The organism is Streptosporangium sp. NPDC050148 (assembly GCF_055586505.1).
This window is the reverse complement of record NZ_JBVJIA010000007.1, coordinates 21108-42527: the sequence shown is the minus strand read 5'-3', so window position 1 is coordinate 42527 and position 21420 is coordinate 21108. Positions and strand designations below refer to the sequence as shown.

18 protein-coding genes are annotated in these 21420 nt (G+C 73.4%); 12 read left to right on the top strand and 6 right to left on the bottom strand.

Going from position 1 to position 21420, the window contains the following annotated elements; translation table 11 throughout:
* Nucleotides 1-46 precede the first annotated feature (46 nt).
* From ACZ6RT_RS09525 to ACZ6RT_RS09490, 8 genes are all read left to right on the top strand, one after another.
* Nucleotides 47-1624 (top strand): ABC transporter ATP-binding protein, encoded by a 1578-nt coding sequence (locus ACZ6RT_RS09525; RefSeq protein ID WP_470152790.1) that lies wholly within the window; start codon nt 47-49, stop codon nt 1622-1624.
* Nucleotides 1621-2754 (top strand): ABC transporter permease, encoded by a 1134-nt coding sequence (locus ACZ6RT_RS09520; RefSeq protein WP_470152789.1) that lies wholly within the window; start codon nt 1621-1623, stop codon nt 2752-2754. Before ACZ6RT_RS09525 ends, ACZ6RT_RS09520 begins: the two co-directional genes overlap by 4 nt.
* Nucleotides 2751-4070, top strand: coding sequence for an ABC transporter permease (locus ACZ6RT_RS09515; protein WP_470152787.1), 1320 nt, complete (start codon nt 2751-2753; stop codon nt 4068-4070). Before ACZ6RT_RS09520 ends, ACZ6RT_RS09515 begins: the two co-directional genes overlap by 4 nt.
* 4 nt (nt 4071-4074) lie before the next feature.
* The gene (locus ACZ6RT_RS09510) at nt 4075-6330 is read left to right on the top strand and encodes a N,N-dimethylformamidase beta subunit family domain-containing protein (protein ID WP_470152785.1); all 2256 of its coding nucleotides are present in this window, start codon (nt 4075-4077) and stop codon (nt 6328-6330) included.
* 102 nt (nt 6331-6432) lie between these two features.
* On the top strand, nt 6433-7344 hold the full coding sequence (locus tag ACZ6RT_RS09505) for a 6-phosphogluconolactonase (RefSeq protein ID WP_399186345.1): 912 nt from the start codon (nt 6433-6435) through the stop codon (nt 7342-7344).
* Nucleotides 7341-8291, top strand: a complete 951-nt coding sequence (locus tag ACZ6RT_RS09500; RefSeq protein WP_470152784.1) for a PfkB family carbohydrate kinase — start codon at nt 7341-7343, stop codon at nt 8289-8291. Before ACZ6RT_RS09505 ends, ACZ6RT_RS09500 begins: the two co-directional genes overlap by 4 nt.
* Entirely contained in the window at nt 8288-9013 is a 726-nt protein-coding gene (locus tag ACZ6RT_RS09495) for a GntR family transcriptional regulator (RefSeq protein WP_399186347.1), read from the top strand. The genes ACZ6RT_RS09500 and ACZ6RT_RS09495 overlap by 4 nt, the downstream gene beginning before the upstream one ends.
* 42 nt (nt 9014-9055) lie before the next feature.
* Nucleotides 9056-10036 carry a nucleoside hydrolase gene (locus ACZ6RT_RS09490; protein WP_470152782.1) on the top strand — a complete coding sequence of 327 codons (981 nt, stop codon included), beginning with the start codon at nt 9056-9058 and terminating at the stop codon, nt 10034-10036.
* A gap of 9 nt (nt 10037-10045) precedes the next feature.
* On the opposite strand, the gene ACZ6RT_RS09485 is transcribed toward ACZ6RT_RS09490, so the two are convergent.
* Genes ACZ6RT_RS09485 through ACZ6RT_RS09465 form a run of 5 tightly spaced genes read right to left on the bottom strand, consistent with a single transcriptional unit; the run spans nt 10046 to nt 16565 of the window.
* On the bottom strand, nt 10046-10573 hold the full coding sequence (locus tag ACZ6RT_RS09485) for an NUDIX hydrolase (RefSeq protein WP_470152780.1): 528 nt from the start codon (nt 10571-10573) through the stop codon (nt 10046-10048).
* Entirely contained in the window at nt 10570-12348 is a 1779-nt protein-coding gene (locus tag ACZ6RT_RS09480; RefSeq protein ID WP_470152779.1) for an ABC transporter ATP-binding protein, read from the bottom strand. Before ACZ6RT_RS09480 ends, ACZ6RT_RS09485 begins: the two co-directional genes overlap by 4 nt.
* Before the next feature lie 48 nt (nt 12349-12396).
* Nucleotides 12397-14157 (bottom strand): ABC transporter ATP-binding protein, encoded by a 1761-nt coding sequence (locus tag ACZ6RT_RS09475; protein WP_470152777.1) that lies wholly within the window; start codon nt 14155-14157, stop codon nt 12397-12399.
* A gap of 37 nt (nt 14158-14194) precedes the next feature.
* Nucleotides 14195-15250, bottom strand: coding sequence for a Gfo/Idh/MocA family protein (locus tag ACZ6RT_RS09470; protein WP_399186355.1), 1056 nt, complete (start codon nt 15248-15250; stop codon nt 14195-14197).
* Nucleotides 15243-16565 carry an aminotransferase class III-fold pyridoxal phosphate-dependent enzyme gene (locus ACZ6RT_RS09465; protein WP_399186356.1) on the bottom strand — a complete coding sequence of 441 codons (1323 nt, stop codon included), beginning with the start codon at nt 16563-16565 and terminating at the stop codon, nt 15243-15245. Before ACZ6RT_RS09465 ends, ACZ6RT_RS09470 begins: the two co-directional genes overlap by 8 nt.
* A gap of 73 nt (nt 16566-16638) precedes the next feature.
* On the opposite strand from ACZ6RT_RS09465, the gene ACZ6RT_RS09460 reads away from it, so the two are divergent.
* From ACZ6RT_RS09460 to ACZ6RT_RS09445, 4 genes are all read left to right on the top strand, one after another.
* On the top strand, nt 16639-17433 hold the full coding sequence (locus ACZ6RT_RS09460; protein WP_470152775.1) for a phosphoribosylaminoimidazolesuccinocarboxamide synthase: 795 nt from the start codon (nt 16639-16641) through the stop codon (nt 17431-17433).
* Nucleotides 17420-18124, top strand: a complete 705-nt coding sequence (locus ACZ6RT_RS09455) for an SDR family oxidoreductase (protein ID WP_470152773.1) — start codon at nt 17420-17422, stop codon at nt 18122-18124. The genes ACZ6RT_RS09460 and ACZ6RT_RS09455 overlap by 14 nt, the downstream gene beginning before the upstream one ends.
* Nucleotides 18125-18155: 31 nt before the next feature.
* Nucleotides 18156-19046, top strand: a complete 891-nt coding sequence (gene hisG / locus ACZ6RT_RS09450) for an ATP phosphoribosyltransferase (protein ID WP_399186359.1) — start codon at nt 18156-18158, stop codon at nt 19044-19046.
* A 232-nt stretch (nt 19047-19278) separates the two neighbouring features.
* The gene (locus tag ACZ6RT_RS09445) at nt 19279-20502 is read left to right on the top strand and encodes an MFS transporter (protein ID WP_470152771.1); all 1224 of its coding nucleotides are present in this window, start codon (nt 19279-19281) and stop codon (nt 20500-20502) included.
* A 17-nt stretch (nt 20503-20519) separates the two neighbouring features.
* On the opposite strand, the gene ACZ6RT_RS09440 is transcribed toward ACZ6RT_RS09445, so the two are convergent.
* Nucleotides 20520-21350, bottom strand: a complete 831-nt coding sequence (locus ACZ6RT_RS09440; RefSeq protein WP_470152770.1) for an SDR family NAD(P)-dependent oxidoreductase — start codon at nt 21348-21350, stop codon at nt 20520-20522.
* Nucleotides 21351-21420: the final 70 nt, after the last annotated feature.

Here is a 21420-nt window from a genome sequence, read left to right as displayed (position 1 = left end):
CACCCGCGCCGGTGGCCCGGTCACCGGCGCGATCCCCGGAGGCGCGTTGTCCCCCCACACCCCGTCCCCCCGCACCCCGCCCCCTCGCCCGCCGTCCGAACCCGAAAGGTCCCCGCTCGTCGAACTCCGCCACATCAGCAAGCGCTACCCGGGCGTCGTGGCCAACCGCGACATGAACCTGGTCGTCCGTCCCGGTCAGGTCCACGCCGTGGTGGGCGAGAACGGGGCCGGCAAGTCCACGCTGATGAGGATCCTCTACGGAGAGGAGCAGCCCGACGGAGGCGAGCTGCTCCTCTCCGGCGAGCCGGTCCGGCTGCGCTCGCCCGCCGACGCCATCGCGGCCGGCATCGGCATGGTCCACCAGCACTTCATGCTCGCCGAGAACCTCACCGTCCTGGAGAACGTGATCCTGGGGGCCGAGACCTCGCGGTGGGGCCTGCTGGACCGGCGATCCGGCAGGCGGGCCCTGGAGGAGGTGAGCGAGCGCTACGGCCTCGACGTCGATCCCGACGTCACCGTCGAGCACCTGGGGGTGGGGCAGCGGCAGCGCGTCGAGATCCTCAAGGTCCTCTACCGGGGCGCGCGCGTCCTGATCCTCGACGAGCCCACCGCGGTGCTCGTGCCCGACGAGGTGCGGGCCCTGTTCGACAGCCTGGCCGGGCTGCGCGCGCGGGGACTGGCCGTCATCTTCATCTCCCACAAGCTCGACGAGGTGCTCGCCGTATCCGACCACGTCACGGTCATCCGGGCCGGCACCTCGGTGGGGGACTTCGCGACCTCGGAGGCCGACCCGCGCCGCCTGTCCCGGCTCATCATCGGGGGCGAGCTGCCCGCGCCCGCGACGCGCGACCGTACCGGGGGCGGGCCGGTGGCCCTGCGCTCGCGCGGCCTGCGGGCCGGTCCCGTCGTCGAGGCGAACCTGGAGGTGGCCCGCGGGGAGATCCTGGGCGTCGCCGGGGTCCAGGGCAACGGGCAGTCCGAGCTCATCGACGCGATCACGGGGGTACGGGAGATCTCCGCGGGCTCGCTGCACCTCGCGGAGCGGGACGTCACCCGGCTGGACACGCGGCAGCGGCGGCGGCTGGGGCTGGCCTGCATCCCGGAGGACCGCCACCGCCAGGCGCTGGCGCTGCCCGCCACGCTGTGGGAGAACGTCATGCTCGGCAGCGAGGACCTGCGCCGCCGCGGCCGGTGGCGGGTCGACCGGAAGGCGGCCAGGGACCTCACCCGCGAGCTCATCGCCCGGCTCGACATCAAGGCGCCCTCGGTAGACGTGCCGGCCGCCGCGCTGTCCGGGGGCAACCAGCAGAAGCTGGTCGTCGGCAGGGAGCTCAGCGGCCGGCCCGCGGTGCTGCTGGCCGCCCATCCCACCCGCGGCGTGGACGTCGGCGCCCAGGCCGTCATCTGGGAGCTGCTGCGCGACGCCAGGGACGACGGCCTGGCGATCCTGCTGGTCAGCGCCGACCTCGACGAGGTGCTCGGCCTGTGCGACCGCGTACAGGTCATGCTGCGCGGACGGCTGAGCGCCGCCGTGCCCGCCGCCGAGCTGACCCCGCAGCGGCTCGGCCGGCTGATGACCGGGACCGAGCCGGAGCCGGCCGGTCCGGTGGCGGGGGCCCGGTGAGGCCGGCCTGGGCGACGGGCCGGGGGGCGCTGAGCACGCTCGCCGCGCCGGCGCTGGCCCTGCTGATCGCGCTCACGGTCTCCACCGCGCTGCTGCTCACGGTGGGCGCCTCGCCGGGGGCGACGTACCTGACGATGCTGGAGTTCGGGGTCCGGCCGGACTCGCTGGTCTCCGCGGTCAACCGGTCGACCATCTACTTCTTCGCCGGTCTGGCCGTGGCGCTCACCTTCCGCATGAACCTCTTCAACATCGGGGTGGAGGGCCAGTGCCGGATCGCGGCGCTGCTCGCCGCGGCGGCCGGCGCGAGCCTCGACCTGCCCGCGCCGCTGCACCTGGCCGTCATCTGCCTGGTGGCCGTGCTCACCGGCGCGGTGTGGGCGGGCATCGCCGCCCTGCTGAAGGTGTGGCGCGGGGTCTCGGAGGTGCTGTCCACGCTCCTGCTGAACTACGTCGCCACCGCCGTCATCGCCTACCTGCTGGCCGAGGTGTTCGCGGCCGACAGCGTCACCGGATCGACCCGCGAGCTGCCCCCGTCGGCGCGGCTGCCCGTGCTCGACGGGCTGCTGACCTCGTTCGGGCTGTCGCTCCCGGCGGGCGCGCACCTGGGCGGGGCCGTGCTGGGCGCGGTGGTGTTCGGGGCGGCGGTGCACTGGACGCTCACCCGCACGCTGTACGGCCACGACCTGAGGATCAGCGGGCTGAACCCGGCTGCGGCCCGCGCCCACGGCATCGACCCGCGCCGCATGATCATCGTCACGATGCTCGTCTCCGGCGGACTCGCCGGGCTGGCCGGGCTGCCGGACCTGCTGGGCAACACCTACCGCTACGGCCTGGACTTCCCCTCGGGCGCGGGCTACACCGGCATCGCCGTTGCCCTGCTCGGCCGCAACACCCCCGTCGGCATCGCGCTGTCGGCCCTGCTCTTCGGCTTCCTGGAGCGATCCGCACTGATCCTGGACATCCAGGGCATCCCCAAGGAGATCGTCACGATCATGCAGGGCGTCATCGTGATCAGCGTCGTGGTCGCCTACGAGGTGGTGCGCCGCGTGGAGCGCAGGCGCACCGCCCGGCTGGTACGTGAGGAGACCGCCCGGACCGTCGCCTCCGAGCCGGTGGGACAGGCCTCGTGAGCGCGACGACATCCCAGACCGCGCGGAGCCCCCAGAGCTCGTGGGGCTCGCGGGCCTGGTGGAGCTCGCGGAGCCCGCGAGGCTCGCGGCCCCCGCGGCCCTGGTGGCGCCGGGGGTGGGTGCTCGCCGTGGTCGCCGTCCTGGTCGCGGCGTCGGCGGTGCGGGTCCTCACCGGGACCGACGCCCTCACCGGGTCCGGCGTCGTGAACGCCGCGCTCCGCCTGGCGGTCCCCATCGGCCTCGCCGGCCTGAGCGGCCTGTGGAGCGAGCGCGCGGGCGTCGCCAACCTCGGCATCGAGGGCATGATGATCATTGGGACCGTGTGCGGGGCCTGGGCCGGGTACACCCACGGCGTCTGGGCCGGGGTGCTGGCCGGTGCGCTGGGCGGCGTCGCCGCGGGCCTGCTGCACGCCGTGGCCACCGTGACGTTCGGGGTGGACCAGGCGGTCTGCGGCATCGCCATCAACATCCTGGCGCTGGGGGTCGCGCGCTTCCTGTCGGTCATCGCCTTCAGCGGCCTGCCCGGGGCAGGGGCCACCCAGTCGCCGCCGGTCAGGGGGGTGATCGACACCGTCAGCGTGCCGTTCCTGGCGGGCGGCGCCGGCACGCCGGACCTGCTCGGCGACCTGGAACGGACCCGGTGGTTCCTGGTGTCCGACGCCGCGGGCATCCTGCGCGGGCTCCTGCACGAGGTCTCCTGGCTCACCGTGCTCGCCGTCGCGCTGGTGCTGGGCAGCGTCGTGGTGCTCTGGTACACCGCCTTCGGGCTGCGCCTGCGCTCGGCCGGCGAGCATCCCGCCGCGGCGGACTCGCTCGGGGTCCCGGTCCACCGGATGCGGTACTGCGGGGTGCTGGTGTCCGGGGCGCTGGCCGGGCTCGCCGGGTCCTACCTGGTCACCGTCTCCTCCAACGTCTACCGGGAGGGCCAGACCGGCGGCCGGGGCTTCATCGGGCTCGCGGCCATGATCTTCGGCAACTGGCGGCCGGGCGGAACGGCCGGCGGAGCCCTGCTGTTCGGGTACGCCGACGCCCTGCAGCTGCGCCAGGCGACCGCCGTGCACGTGCTGCTGCTGCTCGCCGCCGTGCTGGCGTGGACGGCGGCCCTCGTCGTGCTGCGCCGGCGCCCGCGGACGGCCGCGGCCCTGGCCCTGGCCGGGGTGGCCGCCTTCGCGGTCTTCCGGACCACCGACGCGATCCCCACCCAGCTCATCTACGCCACGCCGTACCTGGTCACCCTGCTGGTGCTGGTCACGGTCGCCCAACGACTGCGGATGCCGACCTACGCCGGCCTCCCCTACCGGCGAGGAGAGACCTGAGCGCATGGCAACGGAGCAGGAACCCCGCCTGATGGCGTACGCCGACAGCTGGTCGGTCCCCCCCGGACGGCAGGTGAGCGTGTACGCCTCCGGCGCGCCGGGGACCGTGGCCGTCGACCTCGTGGACCTCGTGGACCTCGTGGACGAGGCCGTCCTCACCCCGGCCACGCGGGTCGCCGTCGAGCCGCGGCGGATCAGGACCGGTTCCCACCTGGAGGCGACCTCCGTACCGGTGCCCGCCGACGGAGGGCTCGCGCTGTGGGTCCGTCCTCACCGTCTCGGCCCGCGCCAGGTCATGGCGGACCTGAGCGCCGGGGACTGGCGGCTGCTCCTCGTCCTGGACGAGGAGGGCCGGCCCGAGGTGAGCGCCGGCACGCCCTCGGGCCGGGTACGGGCCCGCCTGCCCGGCCCCGTCCGGCGGGGGTCGTGGTCCCTGCTCGTGGCGGCCTGGGAGACGACGCCGTCCGGGACCGTCGTCCACCTGACCGTCGGCGACGACCCCGCCCGGGACGGATCGACACGGGACGGGCTCGCGCGGGACGGATCGGCACACGACGGACCGACGCGGGACGGGTCGGTGAAGGACGGGCCGGTGGAGGACGGCGGCGTGACCGGGGTCGGTGCGCGCGGGGCGGCCCCGCCCCCGCCGCCCTCGCCGGCCACGGCCGGGGTCCTCCGGATCGGGGCCGGCCAGGACGGGGACGACCCCTATCTGGGGCGCGTCGCCCTGCCGCTGCTGACGCGCGGTCCGCTCACCGGGGCCGGTTGCGTACCCCTGCTCGGCCTGACCACGGCGTCCGGCCTGATCGAGCACACCGGGGCGGACCTCGTGGCCCTGTGGGACGTCTCGGCCGATCCGGGCGCCCCCCTGGTCCCCGACCTCAGCGGGAACGGCCGGCACGCGCGCGCCGTCAACAGGCCGCTCATGGGGCTGGTCGGCCCGGGGGCGGGCGCCGGGGAGACGGCCGCCCGTACCGCCGTCCAGTTCTCCCCCGAGGACCTGGACGACGCGGGCTGGCCGGAGACGTGCACGGTGACCGTCCCCGCCGACACGGCCTCCACCGTGCTCGGCATCCGGCTGCGCGGCCCGGGGCGGTCCTTCGTCGTCCCGCTGATCGTCCGCCCCGCGGAGACGCCACGGGAAACGGCGGACCGCCCGATCGCGGTGGTCCTGCCCACGTTCACCTATTTGGCCTACGCCAACCACCGCCAGTCCAGCGAGGCCGAGTACTTCGGGGACTACTCGCGGGTGACCGCCCGGCCCATCACGCTCTCCCCCACGGACGTCTACCTCAACGCCCACCGGGAGCTGGGACTGTCCCTGTACGACAGCAGGCGGGAGGGCGGTGCCGTCCACCACTCCTCCCGGCTCCGCCCGGTGCTGAACCACACCGCCGACTACCGCTGGTGGATGACGGGGGCTCCCCGGCACTTCTCCGCCGACATCCTGCTCCTGCGCTGGCTGCGGTCGGAGGGGTTCGCCTTCGACGTGCTGGCCGACGAGGACGTGCACGCGGGCGGGGCCGCGCTGCTGGCGGGCTACCGCGTCGTGCTGACCGGCAGCCACCCCGAGTACGTCAGCGCGCCCGAGCGCGACGCCGTCAGCGCGTACGTGTCCGGCGGCGGGCGGCTGATGTACCTCGGCGGGAACGGGTTCTACTGGGCGACCGGCGTCGATCCCCGCCACCCGCACGCCATCGAGGTCCGCCGCCGGGGCTCGGGCGACTGGTGGGACAACGAGCCGGGCGAGGACGTCCTCACCTCCACCGGGCAGCCCGGCGGGCTCTGGCGCCACCTGGGCCTGCCCCCACAGGGACTGCTCGGCGTCGGCTTCGCAGCCCAGGGGTGGGGCCCGGCCCCCGGCTACACGCGCCTGCCCGACAGCCGCCTCGACGAGGCGGCCTGGGTCTTCGCCGGTGTCGAGACCGACACCGTGGGCCGCTACGGGCTCGCGCTCGGCGGCGCCGCCGGGGACGAGATCGACCGCGCCGCGCCGGAGCTGGGCACCCCGCCCGGCACCCTGGTGCTCGCGACGTCCGCGGGCGGGCACAGCCACCACTACCTGGCCGCGTCGGAGGACTCCTCGCCGGGCCAGGAGACCGTCCGCGCCGACATGACCCTGCGCCGGCTCGACGGCGGCGGCGCGGTGTTCTCCGTCGGATCCGTCAACTGGATCGCCAGCCTCGCCTGCCGCGACGGCGACATCAGGCGGATCACCCGAAACGTCCTGTCCCGGTTCCTGCTGCCCGACCCCCTGTGACGAGCCCCCCAGCGACCCCCGCGACCCCAGCGACCTCGGTGACCTCGGCGACCCCCACGACCCTCGCGACACGGTCGACGAGTCCCCGCGACAAGGAGTGACATGCCCACCGCCGGCGCGCCGCGCGACGCCTACCCCTATCCCCGCACCTGCGGCGACCTCACCGACGAGCACCTGTCCATGCCCGTGGAGGACCTCGTCGCGATCGCCCGCCACCCCCTGACCGTGCACCCGGACACCACCGTCCTCTACCACCGGCTGGCCCGGGAGATGGCCGACGAGCTGCGGGAGAACAACCGGCGCGGGGAGCCCACCCGCTGGATCCTGCCCGTGGGTCCCAAGGCGCAGTACCCGATCCTCGCGCGCATCTGCAACGAGGAGCGCATCGGCTGGGGCGACGTGTTCGCCTTCCACATGGACGAGTTCCTCGACTGGCAGGGCCGGCCCGTGGACCCGTCCCACCCCTTCAGCTTCCGCGGCTACTGCGACCGCAACCTCTACCGGCTGCTCGACCCGGAACTGCGGCCCCACCCCGGGAACGTCGTCTACCCCGACGTGTTCGACCCCGACGCCTACGCCGAGCGCCTGCGGCGCGAGGGAGGGGCCGACACCTGTTTCGCGGGCTTCGGCTACCGGGGGCACCTGGCCTTCAACGAGCCGCCGGCGACCCGCTGGCACGACTACGGCGTCGAGGAGTTCGCCGCCTCCACCACGCGGATCGTCCCGCTGCTGGAGGACACGATCGTGGCCCACTCCCACCGGGTGACCGGCGGCTACACGCAGGCCATCCCGCGCATGGCCGTCACCCTGGGGATGGCGGAGATCCTCTCGGCCCGCAGGCTGCACCTCATCACCGACGGGGGCGCCTGGAAGCGCTACATCGTGCGGGTCCTGCTGCTGACCACCGAACCCGACGTGATGCTCCCGGTCACCCTCGCCCACCGCCACCCCGACGTGCGCGTCACCGTGGACGCCGGCAGCATCGCGCCCTGCGCGCTGGGCCTCGACGGATGACCGTGCTCGCCGTCGGCGCGTACACCCTGGACCTGTACATGTTCGGCGACCGCCTGCCGGCGACCGGGGAGAGCGTCGACGCCTTCGACTACGCCACCGCGCACGGCGGCAAGGCGGCGAACGTCGCGGTCGCGTCCGCCCGGCTGGGCGCCCCCACCCGCTTCGTCGGCTGCCTGGGGGACGACGCCGACGGGCCGGCGGCGCTGGCCGCGCTGCGGGCCGACGGCGTCGAGGTCGGCGACTGCGCCACGGCCGGCGGCACCGCGACCGGGCGCAGCTTCGTCTACGTCGACGGCGCCGGCCGGCAGATCGTCATGACATGGCCGGGGGCGGCGAACCTGCTCCCGGCGTCCCGGGCCGCCGCCACGGCCGCGGGCCTGCCACCCGGCTCGGTGCTCGTGCTGCAGGGCGAGATCCCGGTGGAGACGTCGGCCGCGGCGGCGGCCGCGGCCCCGCCCGGGGTGCGCCTGGTGCTCAACCCCAGCCCGGCTGCGGCGTTCCTCGGCGGCACCGGGCGGGACCTGCTCGGCCGGGCCGACGTGCTGGTGCTCAACGAGGGCGAGCTGTCCGAGCTGTCCGTCCTGGCCGGGGGGACGCCGGGCGCTCGCGCCGGGCCGGTGGAGGGCCTGCGCTCCCGGACCAGGGGCCGTACCGTGATCGTCACCCGGGGGGAGCACGGCGCCGAGGTGGTCGACGATCACGGCACTATGCTGATCGGCGCACCCGTCGTGGACGCCGTGGACACGACCGGTGCGGGTGACGCCTTCACCGGTGCCCTGGCGGCCGCCCTGCGCGCCGGCGCGAGCCTGGCGCAGGGGGTCCGGCTCGGCTGCCGGGTGGCGGCGGTCTCGGTCACCCGCCGCTTCTGCGCTCCCAGCTACCCGTCCGCCTCGGAGCTCGGCGTCGCACCGTTCCACGGCCCGTACGGGCAGGAGAGACCCACGTGACACGACGACAGCCCACCCTGGCGGTGCAGGTGCGCGACCGGATCCGGGCCCTGATCGTCGAGCAGGGGTTGCGCGCCGGGGACAGGCTGCCCTCGGAGAACGAGCTCATCGCCCTGTTCGACGTGGGCCGCACCAGCATCAGGGAGGCGCTCAAGCTCCTGGAGCAGGAGGGCCTCATCCAGGCGCGCCACGGCGACGGCCGCTACCTCACCTCCCAGCCCAGCCTGGACCGGCCGCTCACCCGCCTGGAGGGCGTGACGGAGATGCTGGCCAGCCGGGGGCACACCGCCGACAACACCGTCCTGGACGTCGCCGCGGCCGAGCCGAGCCGTCACCAGCGCGAGCTGCTGCAGCTGCCGCCCGGCGAGACCGTCGTGCGGCTGGAGCGCCTGCGCCGGCACCGCGACGACGCGCTGCTGTACTCGATCGACCTGTTCCCCCGCTCCCTGGTCGGCCGTCCCCTGGACGAGGTGGACTGGACCGGGTCGCTGTTCGGCCTGCTCACCGAGTACGGGCACGACATCGCCTACGCGGTCGCCCAGGTCCGGGCGGTCACCCTCGGCGAGGCGCAGGCCGGGCGCATCGGCGGCGCCGAGGCCGGTGGCGCCTGGCTGCTGCTGACCCAGACCCACCACGACAGCGCGGGACGGCCGCTGCTGTACTCGCAGGACTACCACCGGGGGACCGACTTCTCCTTCCACCTGGTGAGGCGCCGTGACTGATCCCCTTGGGGCGACGCGCCGGCGCCCCGGACGCGAGGTGCCATGACCGACCTCTCCCCGCGCTCCCGCCGGGTCCTGTTCGACCACGACGGCGCGCCGGACGACCTGCTCTCCCTTCTCCTGCTGACCCGGTACGGCCACGTCGACCTGCGCGGGGTCGCGGTGACCCCGGCCGACTGCCTGCCCGAGCCCGCCCTGTCGGTCACCCGCAAGATCCTCGACCTGACCGGCAGGGACGTGCCCACGGCCGTGGGCACGCTGCCCGGACGCAACCCCTTCCCCCTGGAGTGGCGCATCGACGCCCTGCGGGCGGACGCGCTGCCCGTGCTGAACCGGAAGGACCCGGACATCGGCCCCGCGGACGCGCTCCCGGCGCACGAACGGCTCGCCGCCTGGCTGGCGCGGACCCCGGCCCCGGTCACCGTGCTCGCCACCGGCCCGCTGACCAACCTCGCCTGGTGCCTGGAGCACCACCCCGAGCTGGAGTCCCGTATCGAGGAGGTGGTGTTCATGGGCGGTGCCCTGGACGTCGCCGGCAACGTCCTGCGGCCGGACCACGACGGCAGCGCGGAGTGGAACGTCTTCTGGGACCCCGACGCCGTCAGGCGCGTCTTCGACTCGGCCGTGCCGATCACGATGTTCCCGCTGGACGTGACCGACCGCGTGCCGGTGACCATGGACCTCGCCCGCGCGTTCGGGCGCGCCTACGGCGACCCCGTCGGCGACCTGGCCGGGTCGCTGCTCGCGCTGACGTTCGGCACCCTGGAGACCACGGGCCTGGCCTACTGCTGCTGGGACAGCCTGACCACCTCCTACCTGGCCGAACCCGGCATCTGCGCGTTCGAGACCGTGCACTGCGACGTGATCACCCGGGGGGTGAGCCAGGGACGCGTCCTGCGGCGCGCCAGGGGACGCGCCGTGAGGTGCGCCGTGACGGTCGACGCCGGCCGGTTCTACCGGCACGTCCTGGACACCCTCGCCCCGGGCGGCCACCGGCCCGCAGGGGTAGGGCCGGAGGGGTAGGGCCGGAGGTCACCCGGGAGGTCGTGCCGGCGGGGCGCCTCCGGGGCGTCCGGCCAGGGCGCGCAGGGCGAGGTCGATCATGCCGGAGTCGGTGGAGGACGCCGCCAGGGCGCGCAGCGCGGCCTCGTCCAGCCAGCGCGCCTCGACGAACTTCTCCCGCTCGATCCTGGGCCGGGTCAGGTCGCCCTCGACGGTGGCGAGCACGTCGATCTCACGCCTGCGCTCGCCGTCGCCGCCGTTCCAGTCGAAGACGTCCACCATGCCGTCCACCCGGACCAGACGCCATCCCGTCTCCTCCTCGATCTCCCTGGCCAGTGCCGCGCACAGCGTCTCGCCCTCCTCGACGTGCCCCCCGACGATGTCCCAGCAGCCGGGGAAGAGCCGTACGTGGGGGGCCCGGCGCTGCAGGAACACCTCGCCGCGCGGGTTGACCAGGACCGCGCCCACCACGCACCGCACGCCCGCGCCGGCGGCCTCGCGGTGGATCCGCTCGAACTCCGGCGGGTGCGGGGCACAGCCGCCGTTCCGCGCGCTCATGCCGGCCTCTGGTGGGCGTAGTAGGTCGCGTACAGCTCGGAGAACGCGCCGTCGCGGTTCAGCAGATCGTCGAAGCCGCCGTCCTCGGCGATCGTGCCCTCCCGCATGACCAGGATGCGGTCGGCCCGCCGGATCGTGGCGAGCCGGTGGGCGATCACCAGCACGGTCCGGTCGGTGAACAGCCGGGACAGCGCGTTCTGGATGCCCCTCTCGGTCAGCGGGTCGACGCTGGCCGTCGGCTCGTCCAGGATGACGATGTCCGGCTCCCGCAGGAACATCCGGGCCAGCGCGATGAGCTGCCGCTGCCCGACCGAGACGCCCTGGCCTCCCGCGGCCAGGTGGTCGTGCAGGGACATCGGCATGCTGCGCGACCACACCCGGCGCCCGATCCTGTCGACGGCGCGTTCGACGTCGGCGTGGTCGGCGTCCGGCCTGCCGTAGGCGATGTTCTCGGCGAGCGTCCCCGCGAAGATGAACGGGTGCTGCGGGACGACGCCGACGCGCCGCCGGTAGGAGCGCAGGTCGAGCGAGCGGATGTCGCGGCCGTCGACGAGCAGTTCGCCCTCCTGGAAGTCGTAGGCGCGGGCGATCACCTTGGCCAGGGTGGACTTGCCGCCGCCGGTGTGCCCGACGACGGCCACGGTCTGCCGCGCGGCGATCCGCAGGTCCAGGCCGCGGAACACGACCGATCCGGGCCCGTACGCGAACGTCAGGCCGCGCGCCTCGATGTCGCCCCGCAGCTCGGTCACCGGCTCGTTCCCGTGCTGGACGACGGCGTGCTCGCTGTCGATCAGCGCGAACACCCGTTCGGCCGCGGCGAGGCCCTGCTGGAAGAGGCTCCAGAAGGACGCCGCCTGGGTGACCGGCTGCCAGAGCATGCCGAGCGCCTGCAGGGCGAAGTACCACTCGCCCGGCGAGAGCCTGCCGAGCACCGCGAAACGCCCGCCCTGGTAGAGCACGACGGCCGTCGCCAGCCCGGCCAGCAGCGTCAGGACCGGCAGGATGAGCGTGTAGATGAGGCCCTGCCTGACGTAGACCGCGTACGACAGCCGGTTGACCTCGTCGAAGTCGCGGTACACCGTCCGCTCCCGGCCGAAGCCCTTGGCGACCGAGATGCCCAGCATCGACTCGTGCACGTTGGCGTTGACCCTGGCCATCACCCGCCGGGTGGCGGCCGCGGCCGTCCTGGCGATCCTGCGGAAGGCCAGCGCGGTGCCGAGCAGCAGCGGCAGCGCCGCGAGGATGATCAGGCCGAGGTCGACGTCGATCCAGAACACCACGCCGCCGAGCAGCAGTACCAGGAACAGCTGGCTGAGCAGGTTCAGGGTGAGGGTCATGACCGAGCTGAAGCCCTCGGTGTCGCCGGTGACCCGGCTGAGCACCTTCCCGACCGAGTTCCGGTCGTGGAACGCGATGTCCTTGGCGAGCGCGGCGTCGGCGGCGTCGCACTGCAGCCGGTACACCACGTCGCCGACCAGGCGGGCGGTGATGGCCTGGCGCGCCCAGTTCATCGCCCAGGCCACCACCGCGGCCGCGACCACGAACAGGCTCAGCCGCAGTCCCAGCCCGGCCCCGGCCGCGACCTGGTCGATCACCTGGGAGATGACGATCGGCACGGCCGCGGTCAGCAGGGCCGCCCCCACCACGAGGGCGGCGGAGCCGAGCATGGCGCCGCGCCGTTCCCGCAGGTAGTGCAGGATGCGGCCGAGCAGGCGGCGGTTGCCGTAGACGCGGTCGTAGTCGTCGGCGTGCAGGCCCGCGAACAGGTCGCTCACCGCGGCCACCGATCCGCCGGCGCCGGTGGGGCCGATGCGGCCCGGACGTCATTCACTGTAGATCTCCTGGTACAGCGCGCAGCGCGCGATCAGCTCTTCGTGCGTTCCCTGGTCGACGACCCGCCCGGCGTCCAGCAGCAGGATGAGGTCGGCGCGCCGGATCTGGCCGGGGCGGTGCGAGACCAGGATCGTGGTACGGCCGGTGGCCGCGCGTTCGATCGCCTCGGTGATGGCCGTCTCGGTCCGCGCGTCGACCGCGCTGGTCGCGTCGTCGAGGGTGAGGATGCGGGGGTCGGTGAGCAGCGCCCTGGCGATGGCCAGCCGCTGCCGTTGCCCGCCGGACAGCGTGGTCCCCCCCTCGTTGAGGACCGTGTCGTAGCCGTGCTCCATCGCCCGGACGAACTCGTCGGCGCACGCCTGCTTGGCGGCGCGCACGACGTCCTCGTCGTCGGCCCCGTCCGGCGAGCCGAACGCGATGTTGTCCAGCACGCTCTTGGAGAACAGGAAGGTCTCCTGGTCCACCTGGCCGATCTGGCGGCGGAGCGCGCCCGGTTCCCACTCGCGCACGTCCCGGCCGTCGATGAGCACCCGGCCCTCGGTGGCGTCGTACATCCGGTTGACCAGTTTGACGAGCATGCTCTTGCCGCTGCCGGTGGGCCCGACGACGGCCAGGGTGCGGCCCGCGGGCACGTGGAAGGAGACGTCGCGCAGGATGTCCCTCCCGTCGTGGCGCAGGTGGACGCCCTCGAAGGTGACGGCACCCCGCAGCGTCGCGGTCGTCCCCGCGGTGTCCTCCCGCTCGCCCGGGTCGCCCTCGGTGATCTGCCGCATCCGGGACGCGGCGACGAAGCCCTCCTGGATGATCGGCACGGCCTGCTCGGACATGGTGACCGGCTGGGCGAACAGCACCAGCCAGCCCAGATAGGTCACGACCTGGGCGAGGGTCAGCCCGCCCTGGGCGTACAGGTGCAGGGAGTGCAGGGCGCCGATCGCCATCGCGAGCGCGAAGCTGAGCGCGGGCAGGTAGACGGCCTGCGCCCTGCCCCGCCTGACGAAGGCGTCCCGGTAGGCGGCGGCGGCCCGGGTGAACGCGCGCCGCTCGTGGTCCTCCTGGGTGAAGGCCTTGACCGTGGCGATGCCGCCGAGGGTGGTGGAGAAACGTTCGTTGAGGTCGGCGAAGGTCTCCCGGGCGCGCATGGTCAGCGGGTGCAGCCGCCGTACGTGGCGGTGCAGCGCGTACCCGAACACCACGATCATCACGCCGGGGGCCAGCAGCAGCCAGGGGTGCAGCGAGGCGATGAACAGGATCGGGACCAGCAGGGCCAGCAGGCCGTTGAAGGCGGTGGAGACGCCGGGGCTGAGCATGTAGTCGACGAGCCTGGCGTCGTTGATGGCGCGGGCCAGGATGTCGCCGATGCGCTGCTGGTCGTGGAAGGACAGACGTTTGGCGAGCAGGCCGCGGTACAGCTCGTCGCGCGCGTCCCGCTTGACCCGCTGGGCGATGATCTCCATCGACCCGTTGAACAGCAGGTCGGCGGCGAACCGGCCGGCCGCGAGCAGGCCGATCGCGACCGCCGCGGCCCCGACCACGCCGAGGTCGGGATCGGGGCCGGTGGCCGCGGCGAACGCCGCGCCGATCTGGACGGGGACGAGGGTGGAGCAGAGGTTCGCCGCCACCGCCGTGACGGCGAACACCGCCAGCAGCGTCCGGTGCCGTCCCAGGTGGCCGAAGATCCACCCCCGCACGCCCGAGGACGCGGCCGGCCCGCCGAGGGCGGGTTCTCCCTCCGGTCGCGTCCCCTCAGCCATCGGTTCCCCCGCCGGTCGCGGTGGTTGTCGTGGTCACCTAGCCGACCCGGAGCGGGTCCGCGAGGACTCCGACGCCGTTCCCGCCGGTGGCGTACAGCTCGTCCATCGTCCGGTCGCACAGCACCGACGCGGCGAGCGCGTCGGCGACCGACGGCACGTCCTGCGCGGCGGCCGAGCCGTCGGCGGGGCTCCCGGCCACCCTGGCGCGGCACGCGGTGACGAAGGCCTCCAGCTCGGGCCCGAAGCCGCTGCGCCCCCAGCCGTGGTCGAGGTTGCGCATGCTGTGCAACTCCTGGCCGAACGGCACGCCGTCGGACAGCTCCAGGGTCACCCGCTCCAGGGACGGTGCGCTGTAGCGGCTGCCGTCCATGCCCTGCACGGCGACGCCCACGATGAAGCGCTTGACGTGGTTGCCCATCCGCAACGTCGTCAGGGAGCCGTCGTGGTGACGCAGCACGAGGTTGACCTGGAAGCGGTCGGTGCCGTCGAGGATGGCGTGCGCGATCACCTGGACGACCGGTGAGGGCGTGAACCAGCGGGCCAGGTCCAGCGCGTGCACCCCGTTGTGGCGGATCCACGCCTCCAGGGTCGTGTCCACCCCCCACTGCGGCGCCGACGGGTGGCGGCTGTAGAAGTCGATGGTCACCGAACAGGGGGTCTTGCGGGCGCCCGCGCTCAGCTCGTGCAGCCGCTGGAGGGTCTCGGTGTAGCGGAAGTTGAAGCCCACCTGGACGTGGCGGCCGGTGAGGCGTACCACCTGGTCCAGGTCCTGGAGCGCGGGGGTGGACGGCCCGGCCGGCTTCTCCACGAAGCAGTCGACTCCCGCCTCCACCAGGTGCCGGGTGAGCCGGTAGGACGGCTCGGGCGGGACGGCCAGCAGCGCCGCGTCCACGGTCCCGGCGTCGAGCCCGTCGACGGAGTCGGCCAGGACCGGCGCGCCGGTCAGGGCCTGCATCTCCTCGGCCATGGACAGGTCGGGGTCGACGCAGGCGACGACGCGGTGACCGCGGATGCGCTGCAGGAAGGGGAAGAGGTTCTGCTGCATCTGCCTGCCGCAGCCGATCAGGGCGAGGCGTACGACCGGCTCAGCCACGGCCGGCTCCGGTGGAGGTGCTCCACTGCTCGAAGGCCTGGCGCGCCCGGTCGTGCAGGTCGCTCCAGTCGATGTCGCGGTGCGCGAGGCTCACGAAGGAGGGGTGTCCCTCGAGCAGCAGGATGCCGGCGCCGGTGAGGGCGCCGAGCAGCGCCTCGCGCCGGTCCTTGTCACCGAGCAGCCCGTCGTCGTGGTAGACCAGTTCGAACATCCCGCCGCCCAGCACCGGGCGGGCACCGACCAGGGAGCCCACCCCGGCCTCCGTGGCGGCCGCGGACAGGACGGACGCCACCTGCGTGCCGATCCTGCCGACCTCGGCCCAGCCGTCCGGGGACTCCCCGACGGGCTTCTCCAGGATGTCGCGGGTGGCCAGCGCGGCGTACACGGCGATCATCTCCTTGGAGAAGGTGCCGCTGAGCCGGGCCCGCTCGGCGTGGGCGAGCAGCTCGGCACTGCCGACCAGGATGCTCAGCGGCGCCCCGTTGGCCAGCGCCTTGCCGATCACGACCAGGTCGGAGCCGATGGCGTTGTCGTGGTCGTAGCCGAGCGGCGAGATCCGTCCCCCGGTCTTGGTCTCGTCGAAGACCGTGAGCATGCCGGCCTCGCGGCACATCGCGACGGCCCGCCGCAGCACCTCGGGCGTGGTGAACGACGCGAGATAGGCGTCGAACACGAAACACCCTAAACGGTCCCGGTACCGCTCCAGCAGTTCGGAAAGCGTTTCCAGGCGCAGGTCGACCCAGTTCACCGCGGGTTCAGAGTCGCCGATGCCCCGCATGGCGTCGGTGTACTTTAGCCTTTCCCTGAGTGGCGAGTGAAGGGGCTCGTGCCATTTCAAGGAATTGGCGATCTGCGCGTCGTGCCAGCCGACGTAACCGCTCCGCACGATGCCGAGCCGGCCCGTCTGCATCGCGGCCAGCCGGAAGGCCGCGGTGACGGCCTCGGAGGCGGTCTTGAAGAACGCTCCGCGATCTTCGGGCCGATTTCCGAGAAGCCGTTCCAGATACTCCTGGTGGAAGGTCGTATATCCCGGCATCATGACGCCGTTGTCCAGGTGACCGCGCACGATCTCGTTGAAAAGGTCATCGGCGTGGCCGATTATCACTGGTCCGTAACCCATGACGAAGTCGATGTACGTCATGCCGTTCGCGTCCCGCACCTCACCCCCCCTACCCTGGGAGAACAAGAGCTGGCGCCCCTCGGACTTGAACTTACGCGTGATCTTCGAGTGGGCTATCCGCTCGTTTTGGGACAAGGATCCTCCCGGTGGTGCGCTATCCGATCCCGTACTTAATCTCAAGGACCGTACAGTCACGTCGTAAGGGCGTCAACCATCCTTAATTCTCGGCTTTTCGGCATCTTGACAGTCCCGCACAACGCATATCAAGGTGTGTGAGGCCATTAAAGACGGGCCGGCCGACACGAACTGCGAACGCCGATATGGAGGCGATGTGGATTACGGGTCGAGAGAGGGAATTCCGGTCCTCGACGTGGCCAGGACGACCGAGCCGGATATCGTCGGGCGAAGCAAGCGCCTATGGCTTCTTCCCGGTGGGCGCTGCCTCGTGCAGATAATCCCCAGCCTGCGTAGTTTCACGTACCAGCGTGACGAAATGGTGGAGCGCACCGGCCCGCTCCGCCTCGATTTCTACGAGAAGGCCGCGGCCCGTCTCGTGGCCGCGGGCGTGCCGTGCGCCTTCAGGGAGCGGGTCTCCGCCGACCACTACCTCGCCGACTACTGTCCGGCCCCGCCCTTCGAGGTCATCGTGAAGAACAGGGCCACCGGGTCGACCACCCGCAAGTACCCGGGCCTGTTCGAGGACGGCGCCCCGCTGCCGCGGCCGGTCGTGAAGTTCGACTACCGGGTCGATCCCGAGGACCAGCCGATCGGCGAGGACTACCTCAGGGCCCTGGGGCTGCCGGTCGAGGAGATGCGCGAACGCTCCCTCGCCGTCAACGACGTGCTGCGGTCCTGGCTGCACCCGGTCGAGGTGTGGGACTTCTGCCTGATATTCGGGCAGACCGAGGACGGCGAGCTGACCGTCATCTCCGAGATCTCCCAGGACTGCATGCGGCTGCGGCACGAGGACGGCTCCCCCCTGGACAAGGACCTGTTCCGCAAGGGCGTCGGCGGGGACGAGATCGTGAACCAGTGGAGTCGCATCCTCGATGTCATCTCCTGAGGCCCGGGTCGCCCTGGTCACCGGCACCAACCGCGGCAGCGGGCTGGCCATCGCCGAGGACCTGCGCGACCGCGGCTACCGCGTCTTCTCCCTGAACCGCTCACCGGCGGGACGGGACGTGTCCGGCGAGCACCGGTGCGACCTGGCCGACCCCGCGCAGATCAGGAGCGCGGTCGGCCGGGTGCTCCAGGAGGCGGGACGTCTCGACGTGTGCGTGTCCAACGCGGTCGACCGGGTGCTCGACCCCATAGCCGACCTGGACGAGGCCGACTGGGACCGGCTGGTCGCGGTCAACCTCAGCGCGGGCTTCCACCTGCTCAAGGCCGTCCTGCCCGCGCTGCGGGCGAGCCGGGGCCTGTTCGTCGCGATGGGCAGCCACGCCGCCACCCGCTTCTTCGAAGGCGGCGCCGCCTACAGCGCCACCAAGGCCGGGCTGAAGGCGCTGGTCGAGACGCTCCTGCTGGAGGAGCGGCGCAACGGGGTCCGCGCCTGCCTGGTGTCCCCGGGCGCCATCGCCAACCTGGACGGCGACGGGTCGCCGCACAAGATGAGCACCCGCTCGGTCGCCCGCTGCGTGGGCGCCATCGTCGACTCCTGGCCCAAGGACCTCGTGGTGGGGGAGATCGAGATACGCCCCGCCGGCCTGCCCGAGCCGCCCGTCATCGGGATCGACCGGTTGCTGCACGTGTGACCGGCCACAGGGGAACCGTGAAGGAGCAGTCATGATCTCCCTCGCACTGCCGAAGGGGTCGCTGGAGCGGCGGGCCCTGGAGCTCTTCGCGGCCGCCGGGCTCGACGTGCGGCGCTCCTCGGAGCGCTCCTACCGCGGCACGATCGACTACGCCGGGATGACGCGGGTGGCGTTCTACAAGCCGCGCGAGATCCCGTCGGTGGTCGGGAGCGGGTCGTTCGACCTGGGGCTGACCGGGGCCGACTGGGTGGAGGAGACCGGCGCCGTGGTCGAGGTGGTGGAGTCCTTCGACTACTCCCGGCACTCCGAGAGGCCCTGGCGGCTGGTGCTCGCGGTGCCGTCCGGCCACCCCGCCACCGGGGTGGCGGACCTCGGCGACGGCGTCCGCGTGGCCACCGAGTACCCCAACATCGGCCGCCGCTTCCTCCGGGACGCCGGGGTCGGGGCCGAGGTGATCGTCTCCTACGGCGCGACCGAGGCCAAGATCCCGGAACTGGCCGACGCGATGGTGGACGTGGTGGAGACCGGCCGTTCGCTCCGGCAGAACGACCTGCGGATCATCGAGACCATCCGGACCTGCGGCGCGCAGCTGATCGCCAACCCGGCGGCCTACGCGGAGAAGGACAAGCGCGCCGTGATCCGGAACGTCGCCCGGCTGCTGCGGGCCGCCTGGGTCGGCCCCGCCCACGTCCTGCTGACGGTACGCGCGCGCGCCGAGGACCTGCCGGGGGTGGCCCTCGCCATGCCCGGACGGTCGTGGCGCGCCGGGTCGGGCCTGTCGGACGAGGACGTGGTCGTCCTGCAGGGGGTGCTGCCGAGAAAAGACGTCCCGGAGACGATCGACGTCCTGCTGTCGGCGGGGGCCGTCGACGTCACCGAATCGGACATCGGCATCCTCGCCTCGAACACGCCGCGGGCATGACGCCTCCGGCGGGCGAACCCGGGCGGACACCGCCACCGGGACGAGAGTGATCGAATCTGGGAAAGTCCCCGGAACGACGCGCCCGCGCCTGATTGGGTGGAGGCCGGGCGGCCACCCGGGACACCGGCCGCCCTCGGAGACCCCCGCGGCCACCCGGGACGCGGGCCGCCCTCGGAGACCCCCGCCCGGCCGGTCCGCCCGGCCGTCGCGACATCGCGCGAAGGAGAGTTTCATGGACCGCCGGCCGATGCCAGGCACCTCGGAGCCGGACGAGGAACTGCGGCGGCCCTCGCCGTGGGGGACGATCGCCGTCGTCTACCTCGGCGGGGTCGTCGCGGCGATGGGCCTGGGCAAGTTCGCCTCGGTCGGGCCGGAGGTCGCGGACCGGCTGTCGCTGTCGCTGTCGCAGCTGGGCTGGGTGATCTCGGCGGTCGTCGGGGTGGGAGCCGTCGCGGGCCTGCCCGCCGGGTACCTGATCCGCCGGTTCGGCACGGAGAGGTCACTGGTCACCGGCCTGGTCCTGATCGCGGCAGCGAGCGCGGCGAGCGTCCTGGCGGGCGACTTCCCCTGGCTGCTGGCCGCCCGGGGCGTCGAGGGCGTCGGGTACGTGCTGGTCACGATCTCGTGCCCGGCGCTGATCATCCATCTGGCCAGGGAGAGGGACCGTGGAGCGGCCATGTCGCTGTGGGCCACGTTCGTCCCGGTGGGCATCGGGGCGAGCACGCTGGCCGGCGGGGCGGCCGGTTCCGCGCTGGGCTGGCGGGGCTGGATCGGGCTGATCGCCGGCCTGACGCTCGCTATGGCGCTGGCCGCGTGGGCGCGGCTGCCGCGCGGGCCCGGCCGGCAGGCGGCGGCCGGGCCCGTCCCCCGGGCGGGGGCGCTGGCCTGGCCGGCCGTGCTCGCCGTCTCCTTCTGCCTGAACGTCCTGGTGACCATCCCGGTGATCGTGCTCCTGCCCACGCTCCTCATCGAGGAGTACGGCCGCTCGGCCGCCGCCGCGGGCGCCGTGACCTCGGCGATCTCGCTGCTCGGGGTGCTCGGCGGGCTGGCCGTGGGGGTGCTGCTCCGCCGGGGCGCGCCGGTCGGCCTGCTGGCGCTGGCCGGGCTCCTCGTCGTACCGGCGGCCTGGCTCGTGTACGGCGGCAGCGGTTCGCAGGCCGCCGCGCTGGCCGGGGCGGGGGTGATCTCCGTCGCGAACGGGTTCCTGGCGGCCCTCGTCTTCGCCGCCCTCCCCCTGGTGCTGAAGAACCTCGCCGACGCCGACGTCGGCAACGGCGTGGTCGCCCAGGCGGGCAGCGTCGGATCGCTGCTCGGCCCCCCGATGTTCGGCCTGGTGGCCGGTGGGCTCGGCTTCCAGGCCCTGGTGCCGGTCATCGCCGCCGGGACGCTGGGCGCCGTCGGGGCGTTGCTGCTGGCCGGCGGACGGGCGGCCCGGTCCCGGCCGTCCACCGGCTGACTCCCGCCGCGACGCGTTCAGCGGCCGCGCAGGAGGTCCTCGGTGTAGGCCGCCAGGCGGGCGGCGTCGCCGGGATCGAGCGTTCTCAGGGACCTGTCGACCGGCCGGCCCCTGTCGACCGCGGAGAGCGCATCGGCCGGCGGCTCGTCGATCCACCCGACGATCGGCCGGACCGCGTCGGCCACCGGACGGGCGAAGAGCCCGGCGAGCAGCTTGATCGAGCCGCGTACCAGCGGATTCGGATGCGCGTCGGCCCCGCTGCGGGTGAAGCCGGGGTGGTAGAGGACGTAGCGCGCCCTGCTCCCGGCCCGTGCGGCGAACGCGACGCCGAGCAGGTCGTTGGCCCGGCCCGCCTGGAGCTGGGCGCGCACCTGCCCGTAGCCGCGGGTGAGCTGCGGGTCCTCCCAGAAGATCCGGCCCGCGGTGTTCCCGACCCCGGCGACGTTGACGATCACGGGGTTCGGGGCGGCGTCGAGCAGCGGGGCCAGCCGGTGGCCGAGCAGGTAGCGGCTCAGGTAGTACAGCGCGAAGGTGTACTCCAGCCCGTCGGCGGTCCGCCTGCGCGCAGGGCTCGGCCGGTTGGCGAACAACGCCAGCGCGTCGATGCTCTCGTGCCGCCCGGAGATGTCGGCGACGACCCGAGTCACCTCGGCGATCGACGACAGGTCCGCCCGTACGAACCGCAGGCGGGGGTTCGCGGCCCGCTCCAGCAGGGCGCGTCCCCTGGCCTCGTCACTGCCGATCACGGTGACGTGGTCGCCCCTGGAGAGCCGTTCGAGGGCGGTCGCGCGGCCCATGCCGCCGGTACCGCCGCTGATGATCACAGTTTTCGGGGGCCGGGTCGGCACGTGTCCTCCGTAGGCTCGGAATCGGCTGGACCCATCGTGGGTCCGTCACGTCCGAGGCGGAAAGAAGGCA